The organism is Polaribacter ponticola (assembly GCF_026191475.2).
Lineage (GTDB): Bacteria > Bacteroidota > Bacteroidia > Flavobacteriales > Flavobacteriaceae > Polaribacter > Polaribacter ponticola.
The window spans coordinates 1,933,871-1,948,167 of the sequence record NZ_JAOSLC020000003.1; the positions used below are offsets into that span (position 1 = coordinate 1,933,871).

Annotated in this window: 16 protein-coding genes and 1 pseudogene; all 17 read right to left on the minus strand. The window is 29.6% G+C overall.

Annotation, left to right across the window (positions count from 1 at the left end; all coding sequences use genetic code 11):
• Positions 1 to 132 precede the first annotated feature (132 nt).
• Entirely contained in the window at positions 133 to 1,782 is a 1,650-nt protein-coding gene (locus N5A56_RS13905; protein ID WP_265725990.1) for a serine hydrolase, read from the minus strand.
• A gap of 35 nt (positions 1,783 to 1,817) precedes the next feature.
• Entirely contained in the window at positions 1,818 to 3,404 is a 1,587-nt protein-coding gene (locus N5A56_RS13910) for a serine hydrolase domain-containing protein (protein WP_265725991.1), read from the minus strand.
• 156 nt (positions 3,405 to 3,560) lie between these two features.
• Positions 3,561 to 4,100: a helix-turn-helix domain-containing protein gene (locus N5A56_RS13915; RefSeq protein WP_265725992.1), complete on the minus strand. Its 540-nt coding sequence runs from the start codon at positions 4,098 to 4,100 to the stop codon at positions 3,561 to 3,563.
• 431 nt (positions 4,101 to 4,531) lie between these two features.
• A pseudogene (locus N5A56_RS13920) lies at positions 4,532 to 4,838 on the minus strand (RNA-binding domain-containing protein); the annotation flags it as partial.
• A 2-nt stretch (positions 4,839 to 4,840) separates the two neighbouring features.
• On the minus strand, positions 4,841 to 5,704 hold the full coding sequence (locus N5A56_RS13925; RefSeq protein WP_265725993.1) for an aldo/keto reductase: 864 nt from the start codon (positions 5,702 to 5,704) through the stop codon (positions 4,841 to 4,843).
• A gap of 1 nt (position 5,705) precedes the next feature.
• A complete protein-coding gene (locus N5A56_RS13930; RefSeq protein ID WP_265725994.1) occupies positions 5,706 to 6,458 on the minus strand; it encodes an SDR family NAD(P)-dependent oxidoreductase in 753 nt (250 codons plus the stop codon).
• Positions 6,459 to 6,633: 175 nt separating this feature from the next.
• Positions 6,634 to 7,572, minus strand: a complete 939-nt coding sequence (locus N5A56_RS13935; RefSeq protein ID WP_265725995.1) for a hypothetical protein — start codon at positions 7,570 to 7,572, stop codon at positions 6,634 to 6,636.
• Positions 7,573 to 7,663: 91 nt separating this feature from the next.
• The gene (locus tag N5A56_RS13940) at positions 7,664 to 8,101 is read right to left on the minus strand and encodes a hypothetical protein (RefSeq protein ID WP_265725996.1); all 438 of its coding nucleotides are present in this window, start codon (positions 8,099 to 8,101) and stop codon (positions 7,664 to 7,666) included.
• Between the two features lie 138 nt (positions 8,102 to 8,239).
• Complete coding sequence (gene atpG / locus N5A56_RS13945; protein WP_265725997.1) at positions 8,240 to 9,103, minus strand: ATP synthase F1 subunit gamma; 864 nt, start codon at positions 9,101 to 9,103, stop codon at positions 8,240 to 8,242.
• Positions 9,104 to 9,147: 44 nt separating this feature from the next.
• On the minus strand, positions 9,148 to 10,728 hold the full coding sequence (atpA, locus tag N5A56_RS13950; RefSeq protein WP_265725998.1) for a F0F1 ATP synthase subunit alpha: 1,581 nt from the start codon (positions 10,726 to 10,728) through the stop codon (positions 9,148 to 9,150).
• A 21-nt stretch (positions 10,729 to 10,749) separates the two neighbouring features.
• Positions 10,750 to 11,307, minus strand: coding sequence for an ATP synthase F1 subunit delta (atpH, locus tag N5A56_RS13955; RefSeq protein WP_265725999.1), 558 nt, complete (start codon positions 11,305 to 11,307; stop codon positions 10,750 to 10,752).
• A 5-nt stretch (positions 11,308 to 11,312) separates the two neighbouring features.
• Entirely contained in the window at positions 11,313 to 11,813 is a 501-nt protein-coding gene (locus N5A56_RS13960) for a F0F1 ATP synthase subunit B (protein WP_265726000.1), read from the minus strand.
• 98 nt (positions 11,814 to 11,911) lie between these two features.
• On the minus strand, positions 11,912 to 12,100 hold the full coding sequence (atpE, locus tag N5A56_RS13965; RefSeq protein WP_013993139.1) for an ATP synthase F0 subunit C: 189 nt from the start codon (positions 12,098 to 12,100) through the stop codon (positions 11,912 to 11,914).
• A gap of 36 nt (positions 12,101 to 12,136) precedes the next feature.
• A complete protein-coding gene (gene atpB / locus N5A56_RS13970; protein WP_265726001.1) occupies positions 12,137 to 13,273 on the minus strand; it encodes a F0F1 ATP synthase subunit A in 1,137 nt (378 codons plus the stop codon).
• Positions 13,274 to 13,352: 79 nt separating this feature from the next.
• Positions 13,353 to 13,742: a DUF6168 family protein gene (locus tag N5A56_RS13975; RefSeq protein WP_265726002.1), complete on the minus strand. Its 390-nt coding sequence runs from the start codon at positions 13,740 to 13,742 to the stop codon at positions 13,353 to 13,355.
• Entirely contained in the window at positions 13,735 to 13,977 is a 243-nt protein-coding gene (locus N5A56_RS13980) for an AtpZ/AtpI family protein (RefSeq protein ID WP_265726003.1), read from the minus strand. Before N5A56_RS13980 ends, N5A56_RS13975 begins: the two co-directional genes overlap by 8 nt.
• The gene (locus N5A56_RS13985) at positions 13,958 to 14,296 is read right to left on the minus strand and encodes a bactofilin family protein (protein ID WP_265726004.1); all 339 of its coding nucleotides are present in this window, start codon (positions 14,294 to 14,296) and stop codon (positions 13,958 to 13,960) included. The genes N5A56_RS13980 and N5A56_RS13985 overlap by 20 nt, the downstream gene beginning before the upstream one ends.
• Between the last annotated feature and the right edge of the window lies 1 nt (position 14,297).

Sequence of the window (14,297 nt, forward strand, 5' to 3'; positions counted from 1 at the left end):
GAGTTGGCTTTTTTGTTATTATAAACAACGAAATATACTCGAATTTCTCAAAAAAACAGCTAACTTCGTTTAACTTCTGATAAAATGAATTAAAACTCACCTTATCATTATAGTTGTTCCTAATTTAGGTAATTACTTGTTAGATAACTGCTTTACTTTTTTAAGATTTTCTTTATAAAGTTCTAAAGACCTATGATTTACTTGTTCCCCTAACTCTACAGCTTTTTTATAGCAAACTATGGCATTTTCGTATTTTTTATAAGTCAAATATGCTTCTCCTAAACTATCCCAAGCATTTGAAGATTTTGGAAATCGTATTGTATTCTCTTTAAAAAAATCTAATGCGTAACTTGGTATATCTGAATATAAAAAATCATATCCAAATTCATTAAGTGTTCTTTCATCTGGATTATAATTACTAAAAAATACTGTTTTTAAACTATCTGCAACTTCAATTTTTCCTGCTTCCAAATGAATTTTCATTACACCTCGCATAGTACTATTTGATGGATTCACCTTATAACCACTATATTCTGAAAGTCTATTGAAGTAATCTTGTAAAGCTTTCATCCCTCCAGCTTCCCTAAATTTCTTGTGCGAACTTCTATTTGGATATCCTTTTAATTTAAAGTCATCTTTCAAATTATTTGCCCTTAAATGTATTTGATGCAAAATCTCTTCCGCTTTTAGATTACTTCTATTGGCTAGATAAATAATTGTTGTCTCATCATCATACATAGCAATAAAAGCACTATTTCCTGCTAAAGCACCTCCATGCCCATATAATCTTACCTTTATGTTTTTCTCTATGATATCATCCCAATTTCTTACCCAACCATAGCAATGACCATGTTTGTTTGGTGTTAGCATTACTCTTGTTAATTCCGAGGATAATAACTTATGTGATTTTACTGCTTCACTCCAAATAAATAAATCTTTAACTGTAGAATGCATTCCTCCTGCCGCATAAGAAGTAGATTGATCTCTAAAAGGAGCTTCAGTTATTTTACCTCCATGTTCAGAAACCCACCAATTCCATCCATAAACTTCCCTATAACTATAACCTTTAGCTAATTCTTTTGAAACATATGTATTAGTCCCAAATCCAGTATTTTTTAACTTTAATGGATTTACTATCTTTTCATTTAATAATTCTGCAAATGATTTACCCGAAACTTTTTCTAAAATAACTCCCAAAAGATCATACCCTAAACTACTATAATAATATTCAGTTCCTGGAGTGCTCACTAAACGAGTTCTATCTATTAGTTTTGCTAAAGCCTTTGGTGTGTAATTGGTGTTTCCAAACTCTTTTAAACTAACACCAATAGGCTGTAATCCATTATAATGCGAAATTCCAGAAGTATGAGACAAAAGCTGATGAATAGTGATCTGACTTGCTTTCTCTTTTGATAAGTATGGAAGGTATTTGCCAATAGTATCTTGAAGCTTTATACTTTTTTCTTCTACCAATTGCATAATTAGCATTGCTGTAAATTGTTTAGTTACAGAACCAATGCCATATTTAGTCTCAATTGTATTAGAAATTTTATTTACTCTATCAGATTCTCCATAGGCTTCTTTAAAAATAATTTTCCCTTTTTTAGCAACTAATACTGAACCACTAAACGGACTTCTAATTTTAATTTTTATTCCTGGGTCTTCATAACTCTCCATTAAATCACCAATAGTTCTTGGTTCTGGTTTAAAAGCAATATATGCTCCCCAAACTAACAATGCTACAATAATTACTAGACTACTTTTTAATATACATTTCTTCATATTTATATTTTCTATTCGAATATTGCTGATACTGTTTATTCTTTTATGATCTTGTCATTCATTTTTTTTAAATGATCTTCAAATGATAATAAATCTGTATGAAAATTATTCTTAGCTACCGCAACTGCTTTTATATATGCTTCTCTTGCTTTATTTAGACTACCTTCTTTTTCATAGAACTCTCCCAAACTACCCCATGTATTAGCAGATTCTGAAAATAATTTTGTATTCAATTTAAAATAATGCAAGGCTTTCACTTTATCAATTTTTAGAAACTCGTAAGCAACTCTATTTAGCATGTCTTCTGCATTTTGGTTTTTCTTAATAAACCTAACGAATATTTTTTCTAAAGGAATTAGATCCATTTTCTCTTTTAAATGCATCCTAAGTACTCTTTGCAAATAACTTCCAGAAGGAAACACCATAAATCCTGCACTTTTAGTTAACCTTTTGTGGTATGCTGTAATTCCTTTGTAGCCACCTTCTTTCATAAAAAGTGCTTTACTTTTAAAACCTGGCAAAATTATTCGTGTATTTTTAGATAAATCTTCGTTGTGTACTTTTCTGTAAATATCACTCACCAATTTATAGGGTTGAATTGGTGCAGTATTACATAATACAATAATTGTTGTTCCATCGTCTGCTAAAAACAGGTAACTAGCAAAACCATTTACACTTCCACTATGTCCGTAAAATTGTGCTTGCGGAATGTATCTTAAAATCTCTGTATCATTTCGCTGCCATCCATAGGTATAACCATTTAAGTTTTCTTTGAATAGTTTTTTAGTATTGCTTTTATTTAACAATTTGTTTGCTCGAAGAGCTTGTGACCACAAGTATAATTCGCTAGTTGTACTGTGCATTCCTCCTGCAGTATAAGTGTTACTCTGATCTCTATTTATATTTTCGGTATATGTTCCTTTTCTAAAGCGATAATTTTTTACAACCTCATTTTTCAAAAAGGTATTATTACCAAAACCTGTGTTCTTTAAACCTAGTGGTAATGCAATGTGCTTTTCAATCAACTCTGTAAAAGACAATCCAGTAACTTCCTCTAAAACAGCACCTAACAAAATATAACCCAAACTGCTATATTGAAATTTTGAATTTGGTATTGCAGACAGCCCTGTTTTATCAACCAACTGCGCATATTCTTTTGGTGTAAATTTTTGAGCAGAAAAATTTTTCATACTTTTTATATAATCTCTCAATCCTTCATAATGTGGTAAACCCGACATATTTGCAAGCAAGCTATGTATGGTTAAATGCATCCCTTTTTCTTTATTAATATATGGAAGAAAATCAGTGATTGGTTGCTTTAGTTTAATCGTTCCTTTTTCTACCTGCTGAAGTACTAAAAGAGCTACAAAGGGTTTAGTTAAAGAACCTATTAAAAATTTTGATTTTGTTGTTAATCGATCTTTTAGTTCTATGTCTGCATATCCGTAAGCCTTATTCAATATAACTTCATTGTCTTTTGCGACTAGAATTATACCATTAAAATTTGAACGGATTCCTAACTCTTTTCCGTTTTTAGCATATTGTGAAATAAATCCATCTATGTTTTGTGCATTAACACTACAAATAATAAGAAATAAAAATAATTGAACTATGTACTTCATTTTTTTGTTTTAAATTAAAACACAAAATTAGAATGAAGAATGGTGTTTTGTTGTGTCAGACTTGTAGCATTCTTACTTCATTTATACTTCATTACAAATGACCATGTTGTAAATCAGTAACTTATAAAAAAGCACTTGAATTAGTAAACAAAAAAATTAGAATAAATTTGGCACAAAAGAAAGCACATTTTTGCTCTTTTTATTAAGTTGAGAAGATGTTTTAACAATTATAAAAACATTGAACAATACAGCTAGTAAGTAAAAAAGGATACTAATAAAAAGCCCATCTCCTGCTTTTCCAATGATTATATTAGATATGAAAAGTGTAATTCCCATTCCAATAATAGCAACAATACTCCATAACAACTGAAAACTTATAATTTTACCAGCTACAATATTTTTAGATTGAATCTTTTTGCTTTTTTTCCATAAAACAATTGGAATAATAAGATTTATAAATGGTACGAATACTAAAAACAAAGTAGATAAATTCATTTTCTTTAATGATGAAAAAGATAATTGAGAGTTTTCATTATCAGTTGGTGTAGAAATTAACTCTGAAATATCAAAACCTAAAGTTTCTGCCAAAACTTTTATAGTAAAAGCACGAGGTTTTACTGTTCCTTTTTCTATACGTTGAATAGTACTTAATGACACATTTGCTTTTTCTGCTAAAGCTTCCTGTGACAGTCCCATTTTTTTACGAGAATTACAAATATTACTTGCTAAATTTGAATTTTTATTCGACATAAATCAAAGTATACATTATAAGTTTATAATTATATTTTCAATTCTTTAAAAATGATTAAACAGTAAAGATAATTAATAATCGTAATTCAAAATTAAATTGATAGAATTTTTAAAACAAACTAGGTACAACAAAGAACTGAGTTAAAAATCATATAAATTCTTCATTAAATTTAAGCATTAGTTTTCTGGCATTGTTGAATTAGAATAAATCTCATTTGATCGATTTATTTCCAATTTAACAAGCTAAAATTATCATTTTTATTTTTTTATTTCACTTTTAAGACTCAAACGTGAGTTTCATCATAAAGACAGCCTGATTTTGCAATCGCAAAACTTTGTTTTAATAGTTTATTGGAAACGGCTATTAATGCTAGCTGTAATCTTGGAAAAGCATATTTTTCATATTCAATTTTTGATGGATTGCTTAAGTACGCATTCACCAAATTTTGAATCTTGCTATCGTCAAAAAAATCGACACCAATTATTTTGTTTTCTTCATCTTCAATACCAATTACAATATAATAGTTGTTTTCAGGGTTTGAGTTTGAAAATGCACAAACATGTTTTAAAAACTTTGCTTTTCCTTCTTTAGAACTTAAAGATGATTTTTGCTTTTTATCATAAAAAATATTCTCATCATTATGATGAAAGCAGGTTTTTTATAAGTAAGCGTTTGTTTATTATTTTTAAGGCATTTCTTCTCCAATACTAGCTTCTAATAGCAAAAACCAATCTTGCAGTTCTAATTCTATTGAGGTTGCTTTATTCGCGTTTAAAATGCGTTCTTTATTTGTGGTTCCTATTACTGGAGATATTTTTGCAGGATGCTTTAAAATCCAACTTAACAAAATAACATCTTCTGTAACATTGTATTTTTCTGATACTACTTTTAAGACTTCTTTTATTCTCAAAGACTGAGGAGTTTCGTGTCTAAAAACACTTCCTAAAGGACTCCAACACATGGGTTGCATACTTTTCTGAAGCATTTGATCTAAACTACCATTTTGCATTGCAATATGATGCGTTAATGAGAATTCAATTTGATTTATAGAAACAGGAATTTTATCAGCAATTAAATCCACCTGTGAAGGTGTAAAGTTTGATACTCCAAAATTTCTAATTTTCCCACTTTTTTGTAATTCTGATATCGCTTCTGCGATTTCATTGGGTTGCATTAACGGACTTGGTCTGTGTAGTAAAAAAGTATCTAAATAATCGGTTTTTAAATTTTTTAAAGACTGTTCTACACTTTTAATAATATATTCTTTACTGTAATTATAATGTTTTACTTTATTATCTCTTGCTTCTCCAACAAGTTGGATACCACATTTTGAAACTAAATTAATTTCTTCACGAGCAATTTTACTTTCTACAAACGCTTTTCCAAATTCTGCCTCTGTAGAATAATCTCCATAAATATCTGCATGATCAAAAGTAGAATTTCCATTTTCTACACAAAACTGAATCATATCAACTTGTTCTTTGGTAGAAAATTGTTTTCCCCATTTTCCCCAAGACATACAACCAATTATTATTTCTGATTTAGGCATCTTATTCTTTATTTAAAATTGTTGGAGTTGCTTGTGCTGTTGGGTACACAACTAAATCTTCGATATTTACATGATATGGTCTTGTAACTACAAAGTGAATAATATCTGCAATATCTTCTGCTTGTAACGCTTTATAACCTGCATAAACAGATTTTGCTTTTTCTGTATCACCTTTAAAACGAACATCTGAAAACTCAGTTTCTACAGCTCCTGGATGAATTGCAGAAACGCGTATATTATACTTATTCAAATCTATTCTCATACTTTTGTTTAAAGCGTCTACAGCATGTTTAGAAGCGCAATAAACATTTCCGTTAGGATATACATCTTTTGCGGCTATAGAGCCAATATTTACAATAAAACCACTATTTCTTTCTATCATTTTTGGAATGATTGCTTTAGAAACATATAACAATCCTTTTACGTTAATATCTAGCATTGCATCCCAATCATCAATATCTCCATTTTGAATGCTTGATAAACCATGAGCATTACCTGCATTGTTAATTAAATAATCTATTTGCTGAAAATTTTCTGGAAGGTTTTCTATTTTATCGGCTACATCATATTTGTCTCTAACGTCAAACTGTAAAATAATTACTTCAGTAAGCTTATTTAATTCTTTTTGAAGATCTTGTAGACGTTCTTTTCTTCTACCACAAAGAATTAGTCTAACATTATTTTTTGCAAATAATATTGCTGTTGCTTTTCCAATTCCAGAAGTTGCTCCTGTAATAAATGCTGTTTTTTTCATCAATTTTATAGATCATTTAATTCTTTTTAAAATTATGAAAAGTAGCGGTGTGGTATTGTTATTTATATATAAAATTTTAAAAAATTATGAACAAGAAAAAACCACCCTCCTCAGGGTGGTTTTCCTTTTCAATTGATTATTAAGAATAACCAATCAAAAATCAACTAACCAAACTTTATTTTAAATTTCTTCTGTTCTTTTTCTCTCTTTTTACTTTAGTACGTTTTCTATTGTTATTTCTTACAACATCTTTAGTTGTTTTAACAATTTTTTCACTTTTTAAATATTGTACAAATCCTCTTCCAGAAAATTCGTAAGTTGTTTCAGAATTTATATGATAAAGATTAATTTTACTGTCATTAATAACGCTCAACTCAAACTCTTCTATATCTCCGTTATCATAATTAAGTGTTAAAATCTTTAAGTCTTCAAAACCTGTTACATCAAACACTTCATATCCTCCAATATAACTCCAATCTATAGAATCAATATCTGTGCCAAAACCATCTTGGGAACTATAAAATGTTGTTATATTATCGGGTGTAAATGCTAAAAAATTTTCATAATCAAAAGCATTAGCAACACCTCCTATAGCATCCGTTTTTTTCCATGCATCATACTCTTGCAAAAAGTATTCTATATTCTCATAGAAAAGTTTATCATAGTCAAAGTTATTTGCATCATACCCAATTAAATAATAATTTACATTTTGTCTATAATTATATAGTCTAATTTCGTTATTAGAAATAATAGTAATATCAAAATCATTGGCACCATCAAGATCATGATCTGTTTCTAACAAACCGTTAAAGGTATTATAGGTTCCTACATCAATTCCTAAACCACGACCAGTTCTTCCAATATCCGCTATATTATTATTAGCATATAAAATTCCATTGTTAAAAGATAATGTAAATGCTCTAGACATAAATGGAATATCTCCGTTACCAGAAGTTCTATGATAATCTACATACCATAAATCGTATTCAGAAACGACTTCTTCTAATGAAGGCTGATAATCATAATCATCAAAAGATTCTTCGAAAATAGTAGTACAAGAACTAAGTAATGTTCCTGTTATTATAATCGTGAAAAGTAATTTTAAAGTTTTCATAAGCTTTCATTTTAATGGTTATACTTATGATAATTCAAATTGTGTGCCAAAAAAAATCCACTCTAAAAGAATGGATTAATAATTTGATTTTTTATTGTTTCGGTGCTGAAGGGTAAAAAACTTGCTTACCTTGTTTTACTTCTTTTATTTTATAATATTTAAGCTTGTTATCTTCTTTATAACTAATAATTGCTTCTTTTTTACTTAAATTAAAAAATTCTTTTTTATCTGTATCTAAGAACTCACTATTGTCTGAAAAAAAACCAACCACTAATTTATTTTTTCTAGAAGGTTTTACTTCTAAATTTGCAACTTTGTCCTCGAAATAAATTTTATCAAATTCAATTGTTTTATTTGAACTATAATGGATTTCTACATTCATTCCTTTAACTCCTTGTTGCCCACCAGACCAATTGATAAAACTAGCAGTGCTTACTTTAAAAGGAGGATTGTTCTCTAATTGTAAACTTGCACATTGAGAAAAACTAAAAATAATAGTAAATATTGATAAAAGTTTAAAAGTTTTCATATTCTGATTTTAGGTGTATTTTCCAATTTTTATGCCAAGATAAAAAAAGCGAACCAATTTGGTTCGCTTTTTTAATATAATGTATGTTGTAAACATAGTTTTTAAAGTTAAAAATATTTAACTTTAAATAAACTACGATTAATTATTTAAAGCCTCTGCTCCACCAACAATTTCTAAAATCTCATTAGTAATTGCAGCTTGTCTAGCCTTATTGTAAGTTAATAATAACTCATCTCTTAAGTCTGTAGCATTGTCTGTAGCTTTATGCATTGCTGTCATACGCGCTCCATGTTCACTCGCAAAACTATCTCTAATAGCTTTATATAATTGTGTTTTTAAAGATTTCGGTATTAATGCTAATACTATTTCTTCTTTAGATGGTTCAAATATATAATCGGAATTTGTAATTGCTTCTCCACCTTCAATTGGCTTAATTGGCAAGAACTGTTCTACTTGTGGTAATTGAGTAGCAGCATTTTTAAATTGGTTATACACTAACTCAATTTTATCATAACTACCATCTGCGTATAACTCCATTAACTTTTCTGCAATTTCCGCAACATTATCAAAAGTTAAATCATCAAAAATATCGTTTCTCGAATCGGTTAAATTGTATGATTTAGATAAAACATCTCCTCCTTTTTTACCAATTGTAAATAAATCTACAGTAGCATCAGAATATTTTTCATTAACAGTTTTAACAACCTCTTTTGTAATAGAAGAATTAAAACCACCACACAAACCTCTATTAGAAGTAATAACAACCATTAAAACTTTAGAAACTTCTCTTTGAGTAGAATATGCTCCACCAACTTCACTATCTAAAGTTGCGCTTAAATTTTGCAACAACTCTGTTAATTTAGAAGAATAAGGCCTCATTGCTACAATAGCATCTTGAGCTTTTTTCAACTTTGCAGCAGATACCATTTTCATGGCAGATGTAATCTGCATTGTTGAACCAATTGAGGTGATTCTATTACGTATTTCTTTTAAGTTTGCCATCTACTTTAGTATTTGGTAATTATAGTTAAAATGCTATAATTAAATTATTTTGCAAAATGACTTGAGATTTCTTTAGCTGCTGCTGTTAAAGAAGCAATAACTTCATCTGTTAATTTACCAGACTTTAAAGTATCTAAAGTACCTCTATGTTTTGCATTTAAATAATCGATATAATCTCTTTCGAATTTCTTAACCTGATTAACAGGAACATCTTTTAACAAGTTTTTAGAACCTGCATAAATAATTGCAATTTGATCTTCTACAGAATATGGATCGTTTTGAGCTTGCTTTAAAATTTCAACATTACGTTGTCCTTTAGAAATTACACTCATAGTAGCTGCATCTAAATCAGATCCAAACTTTGCAAATGCTTCTAATTCACGAAATGCTGCTTGATCTAATTTTAAAGTACCAGATACTTTTTTCATAGATTTAATTTGTGCATTACCTCCAACACGAGATACAGAAATACCTACGTTAATTGCTGGTCTTACACCTGAATTAAATAAATCTCCATCTAAGAAAATTTGTCCATCTGTAATAGAAATTACGTTTGTTGGAATATATGCTGATACGTCTCCTGCTTGTGTTTCAATAATTGGCAATGCAGTTAAAGAACCTCCACCTTTTACAATTCCTTTTAAAGAATCTGGTAAATCGTTCATTTCACTAGCAATTTTATCATCATTAATAACTTTTGCAGCACGCTCTAATAATCTTGAGTGTAGGTAAAATACATCTCCAGGGTATGCCTCACGTCCCGGTGGTCTTCTTAATAATAAAGAAATCTCACGGTAAGCTACAGCTTGTTTTGATAAATCATCAAAAATAATTAAAGCTGGTCTACCAGAATCTCTAAAATATTCTCCAATTGCAGCTCCAGCAAATGGTGCATATACTTGCATTGCTGCAGGATCTGATGCATTTGCAGCAACAATTGTTGTATAAGCTAATGCTCCTCTTTCTTCTAACATATTAGCAATAGCTGCAACTGTAGAAGCTTTCTGACCGATAGCTACATATATACAATATACTGGTTCTCCAGCATCATAAAATTCTTTTTGGTTTAAGATAGTATCTAAAGCTACTGTAGATTTACCTGTTTGACGGTCTCCAATAATCAACTCACGTTGACCTCTACCTACAGGAATCATTGCATCAATAGATTTAATACCAGTTTGTAATGGCTCTGTTACTGGCTCACGATAGATAACTCCAGGAGCTCTACGCTCTAGAGGCATCTCGTAAGTAGTTCCTTCAATAGGACCTTTACCATCAATTGGGCTTCCTAATGTATCTACAACTCTTCCTACAATTCCTTCACCTGCTCTTAAAGAAGCAATACGTTCTGTACGTTTTACCGTAGAACCTTCTTTAATTGAAGTAGAAGCACCTAATAATACAACACCTGCATTATCTTCTTCTAAGTTTAAAACGATACCCTCTAATCCGTTTTCGAATTCTACTAACTCACCATATTGTACGTTAGACAATCCGTAAACACGAGCAATACCATCTCCTACTTGTAATACTGTACCTACTTCACTTAATGAAGCTTGAGCTTCAAAGTTTGTTAATTGTTCTTTTAAAATTGCTGATACTTCAGCTGGTTTAATACTTGCCATCTTATTTAATTTGATGAATAATTAAATTTTTGGAATATAATGACTATTGTCAAATTCCTTTCTTAATTCATTTAAGTGATTAGAAATACTAGCATCATACTGCACATCTCCAACACGTAAAATAAATCCTCCTAAAATAGCTGGATTTACTTCATTTTCTAAGTTTGCTTTTTCACCTGTTAAGGCTAAAACTTTAGCTAAAACTTTCTCTTCTACTTCTTTAGTTAAAGGTACTGCTGTAGTAACTTTAGCAACTTGAGTGTTTTTATAAAAATCAAAAATGATAGAATATTGCTTTGCAATAGCTTCTAACATACTAATTCTTTTATTTTCTTGTAAAAGGTTAAAAAGACCTAATGTAATATTACTTACATTATCTGAAAACATTGCTTTTAAAACTTTCATTTTATCAGCAGATTTAATTACAGGGCTTTTTAATACTACTTCTAATTCGTTATTCTCAAATATAGTAGTTGCAATTAACTGCATATCTTTGTTTACAGCAGATTCTTCTTTAGAATCTTTAGCAAGATTTAAGATTGCTTTTGCGTAACGTAATGCTGCTCTTGCGTCTTTCATATATATTAGTTTAAAGTAACATCTTTTAAGATTCCTTCAACTAAATCTAGCTGATCTTTCTCTGAAGACAATTCTTTTTTAATTACAGATTCTGCGATACCAATAGATAACTCAGCAACATTCTTTTTTAATTCGGCTAAAGCAGCTTGTTTTTCTTGCTGAATAGAAGCTTGTGCTTTTTCAATTAATGATGAAGTTACTTCTTTTGCATCTTCTTTAGCTTCAGCAATCATATTATCTCTAATATCTCTTGCATCTTTCATCATTGCATCTCTTTCTGCTCTTGCTTCTTTTACTAACCTTTCGTTATCTGCTTGTAAGTTTTGCATTTCTTTACGAGCATTTTCTGCTGCAGCTAATGCATTTTCTATTCCAGATTCTCTTTCTTCTAAAGAATTTAAAATTGGTTTCCAAGCAAATTTTATCATCAATGCAATTAATGCTAACAATAAAATTGTTGATACTGCAAATAATCCTGGTGAAAAATCGTTTAATAAAGTTTCCATTCTATAAACTAATTATTTTTTTATTTCTTTTTTGTTTAATTAAAAACACTCTCTGTAACCAACCGTTACAGAGATATGTTTTGTGTTTTTTGTTTGGATTATTTCCCTAAGAATAATGCACCAAATGCTAAACCTTCTAATAATGCAGCGATAATAATCATTGCTGTTTGAATTTTTCCAGTTGCTTCTGGTTGTCTAGCAATACCTTCCATTGCTTTTCCACCAATTTGACCTAAACCAATTCCTGCTCCGATTACGATTAATCCTGCTCCAATTAAATTGTACATAATAAATGTATTTTTATTAAATTAAACAAATGTGTATTAATGAGCCTCTGAATGGTCTGCTACAGCCATACCAATAAATAATGCTGAAAGCATTGTAAAGATATAAGCCTGTAAAAAAGCCACTAAAACCTCAATTAATGTTATAAAAAATGATAATACTAAAGACAATCCTGTTGCACCTACAACCCCTAGAGATTCTTTAAGTGTAAACATAATTGCTATTAGACTCATTACCACAATATGACCTGCTGATATGTTTGCAAACAAACGTACTAATAATGAAAATGGTTTAATTATCAAAGCTCCAGCTAATTCTATAATTGCTAAAACTGGTCTAATTAAAACAGGAACACCTGGCATCCAAATCATGTGCATCCAGTAATCCTTATTACCACTAACCGTGTAAATTACCAATGTAAATATTGCCAAACAAGCTGTAACTGCTAACTGACCTGTAACGTTAAACCCTAACGGAGTTAAACCTGCTAAGTTTAAAACCCAGATAAAGAAAAATACTGTTAATAAATATCCTGTAAATCTTCTGTAATGCTTATCTCCAATGTTTGGCCTTGCTATTTCATCACGAACATAGATTACTAATGGCTCTAAAACTCTTGCAAAACCAGTTGGTACTTGCTTTGTTTTATATTGATTTGCCAATCTAGAAAACCAAAACAACAATAAGAAACCTATAAATAAAATACCTACAACACTTTTTGTTATAGAGAAATCTAATAATTTATGAGCGTTTGTAGCATGGTGAGTATCATCAAAAGAAACTGTTGATGCACCTTTGTCTAATTCGAAAATCTTTGAGTGAATTTTCGCGAATTTTAATCCGTTTTTTTCAACGATTACATGACCATCATCATTATGATGAAATTCTGAAGACATAAAAGTAACTAAACCTTCACTAGACCAAATAATTACAGGTAATGGAAAACCAACATGCTTTCTCTCACCTTCATCACTTGTATATGAAAATAAAGAAAAGTCATGAGAATCTTTAATGTGATGCAAAATGTAAGCATCAACTTCAGCTTTCGTATTTACACGTCCGCCATCGTTTTGGTTGTCTTGTTTTTTATCTGTACCAGACGCAAAACTTGTAGCCGTAAAAAAGGCTATCATTGCTATTGTAAGAAACTTGATCGTTTTTTGTGCAATCTTCATTGTAAAATACGCTTTCTAAATTCGCCGCAAAGGTACGTAATAATTCAAAAACTCAAAGTCTTTTTTAATGTATTTTTAATTATTCTTTTTTATTTAAAATTCTAGACACAAAAATCACCTCTGTTAATAAGTATATAAACATTGGTATAAACAACGATATTCTTGCAATTTGAGTTAAATTTTCTTCTGCAAATAGCACCTTGTAAAAGATTGCAATAAAAACTATAATCTTTAAAAAAAGGATAAATAAATACACAAAACCTAATTGTTCAAAAATTTTATCAACAGTTGAGAAGGCCTTAAAATTGACACAAATTAACATTGAAAAACCTAAGTGAAAAAGATAAACTTTTCGAAGTGAAAAAGGTAAAATTACTTCTAAATTTTCGATATAATTTTCATGTAAATGAAAAGCTATAAAGAACAAAGAAAAAAACACTAATGAATAGCTAAAAATAGATTTAATCATTAATTCTATTTGCCTGTTTTATTAATGAATACATAGATAAAAAAATTGCTAAAAGCGTTATTGTTTCTTTTAAAAAATTAGTTTGAAAAGTAATGTCCAACCATTTACCTATTAGAAAACCAAAATAAATGGTGAGTCCCATTTGTAAACCTGCTCCAGAAAGTTGAAGTGCTTTATTTAAAGGTTTTTTTGGTTTTTCTTTTTGGGTTGGTTTTTCATTGGTTTTTTTCTTCATTTTTTAAAACCTGCATCGCGCAACTTGCATTAAAAGTTGCACCTGGTTCTATTGATAATTTTCCAACAGTAACGTCTCCAGAAATACTAGCGTTAGCTTTTACTGTTAACGTTTTTTCTACTTTAAGTTTCCCTGAGGTTTCTCCTTCTATATCTGCACTTGACGCAACAATATCTCCTTTAACAACACCACTTGTGCCAATTATTACTTTACCTTTAATTGTTAAATTACCTTCTAACGAGCCATCTATTCTATAATCGCCTTCAGATTTAATTTCTCCAACAATTGTAGTACTCTTGGCAATAACGTTTCTTTCCATA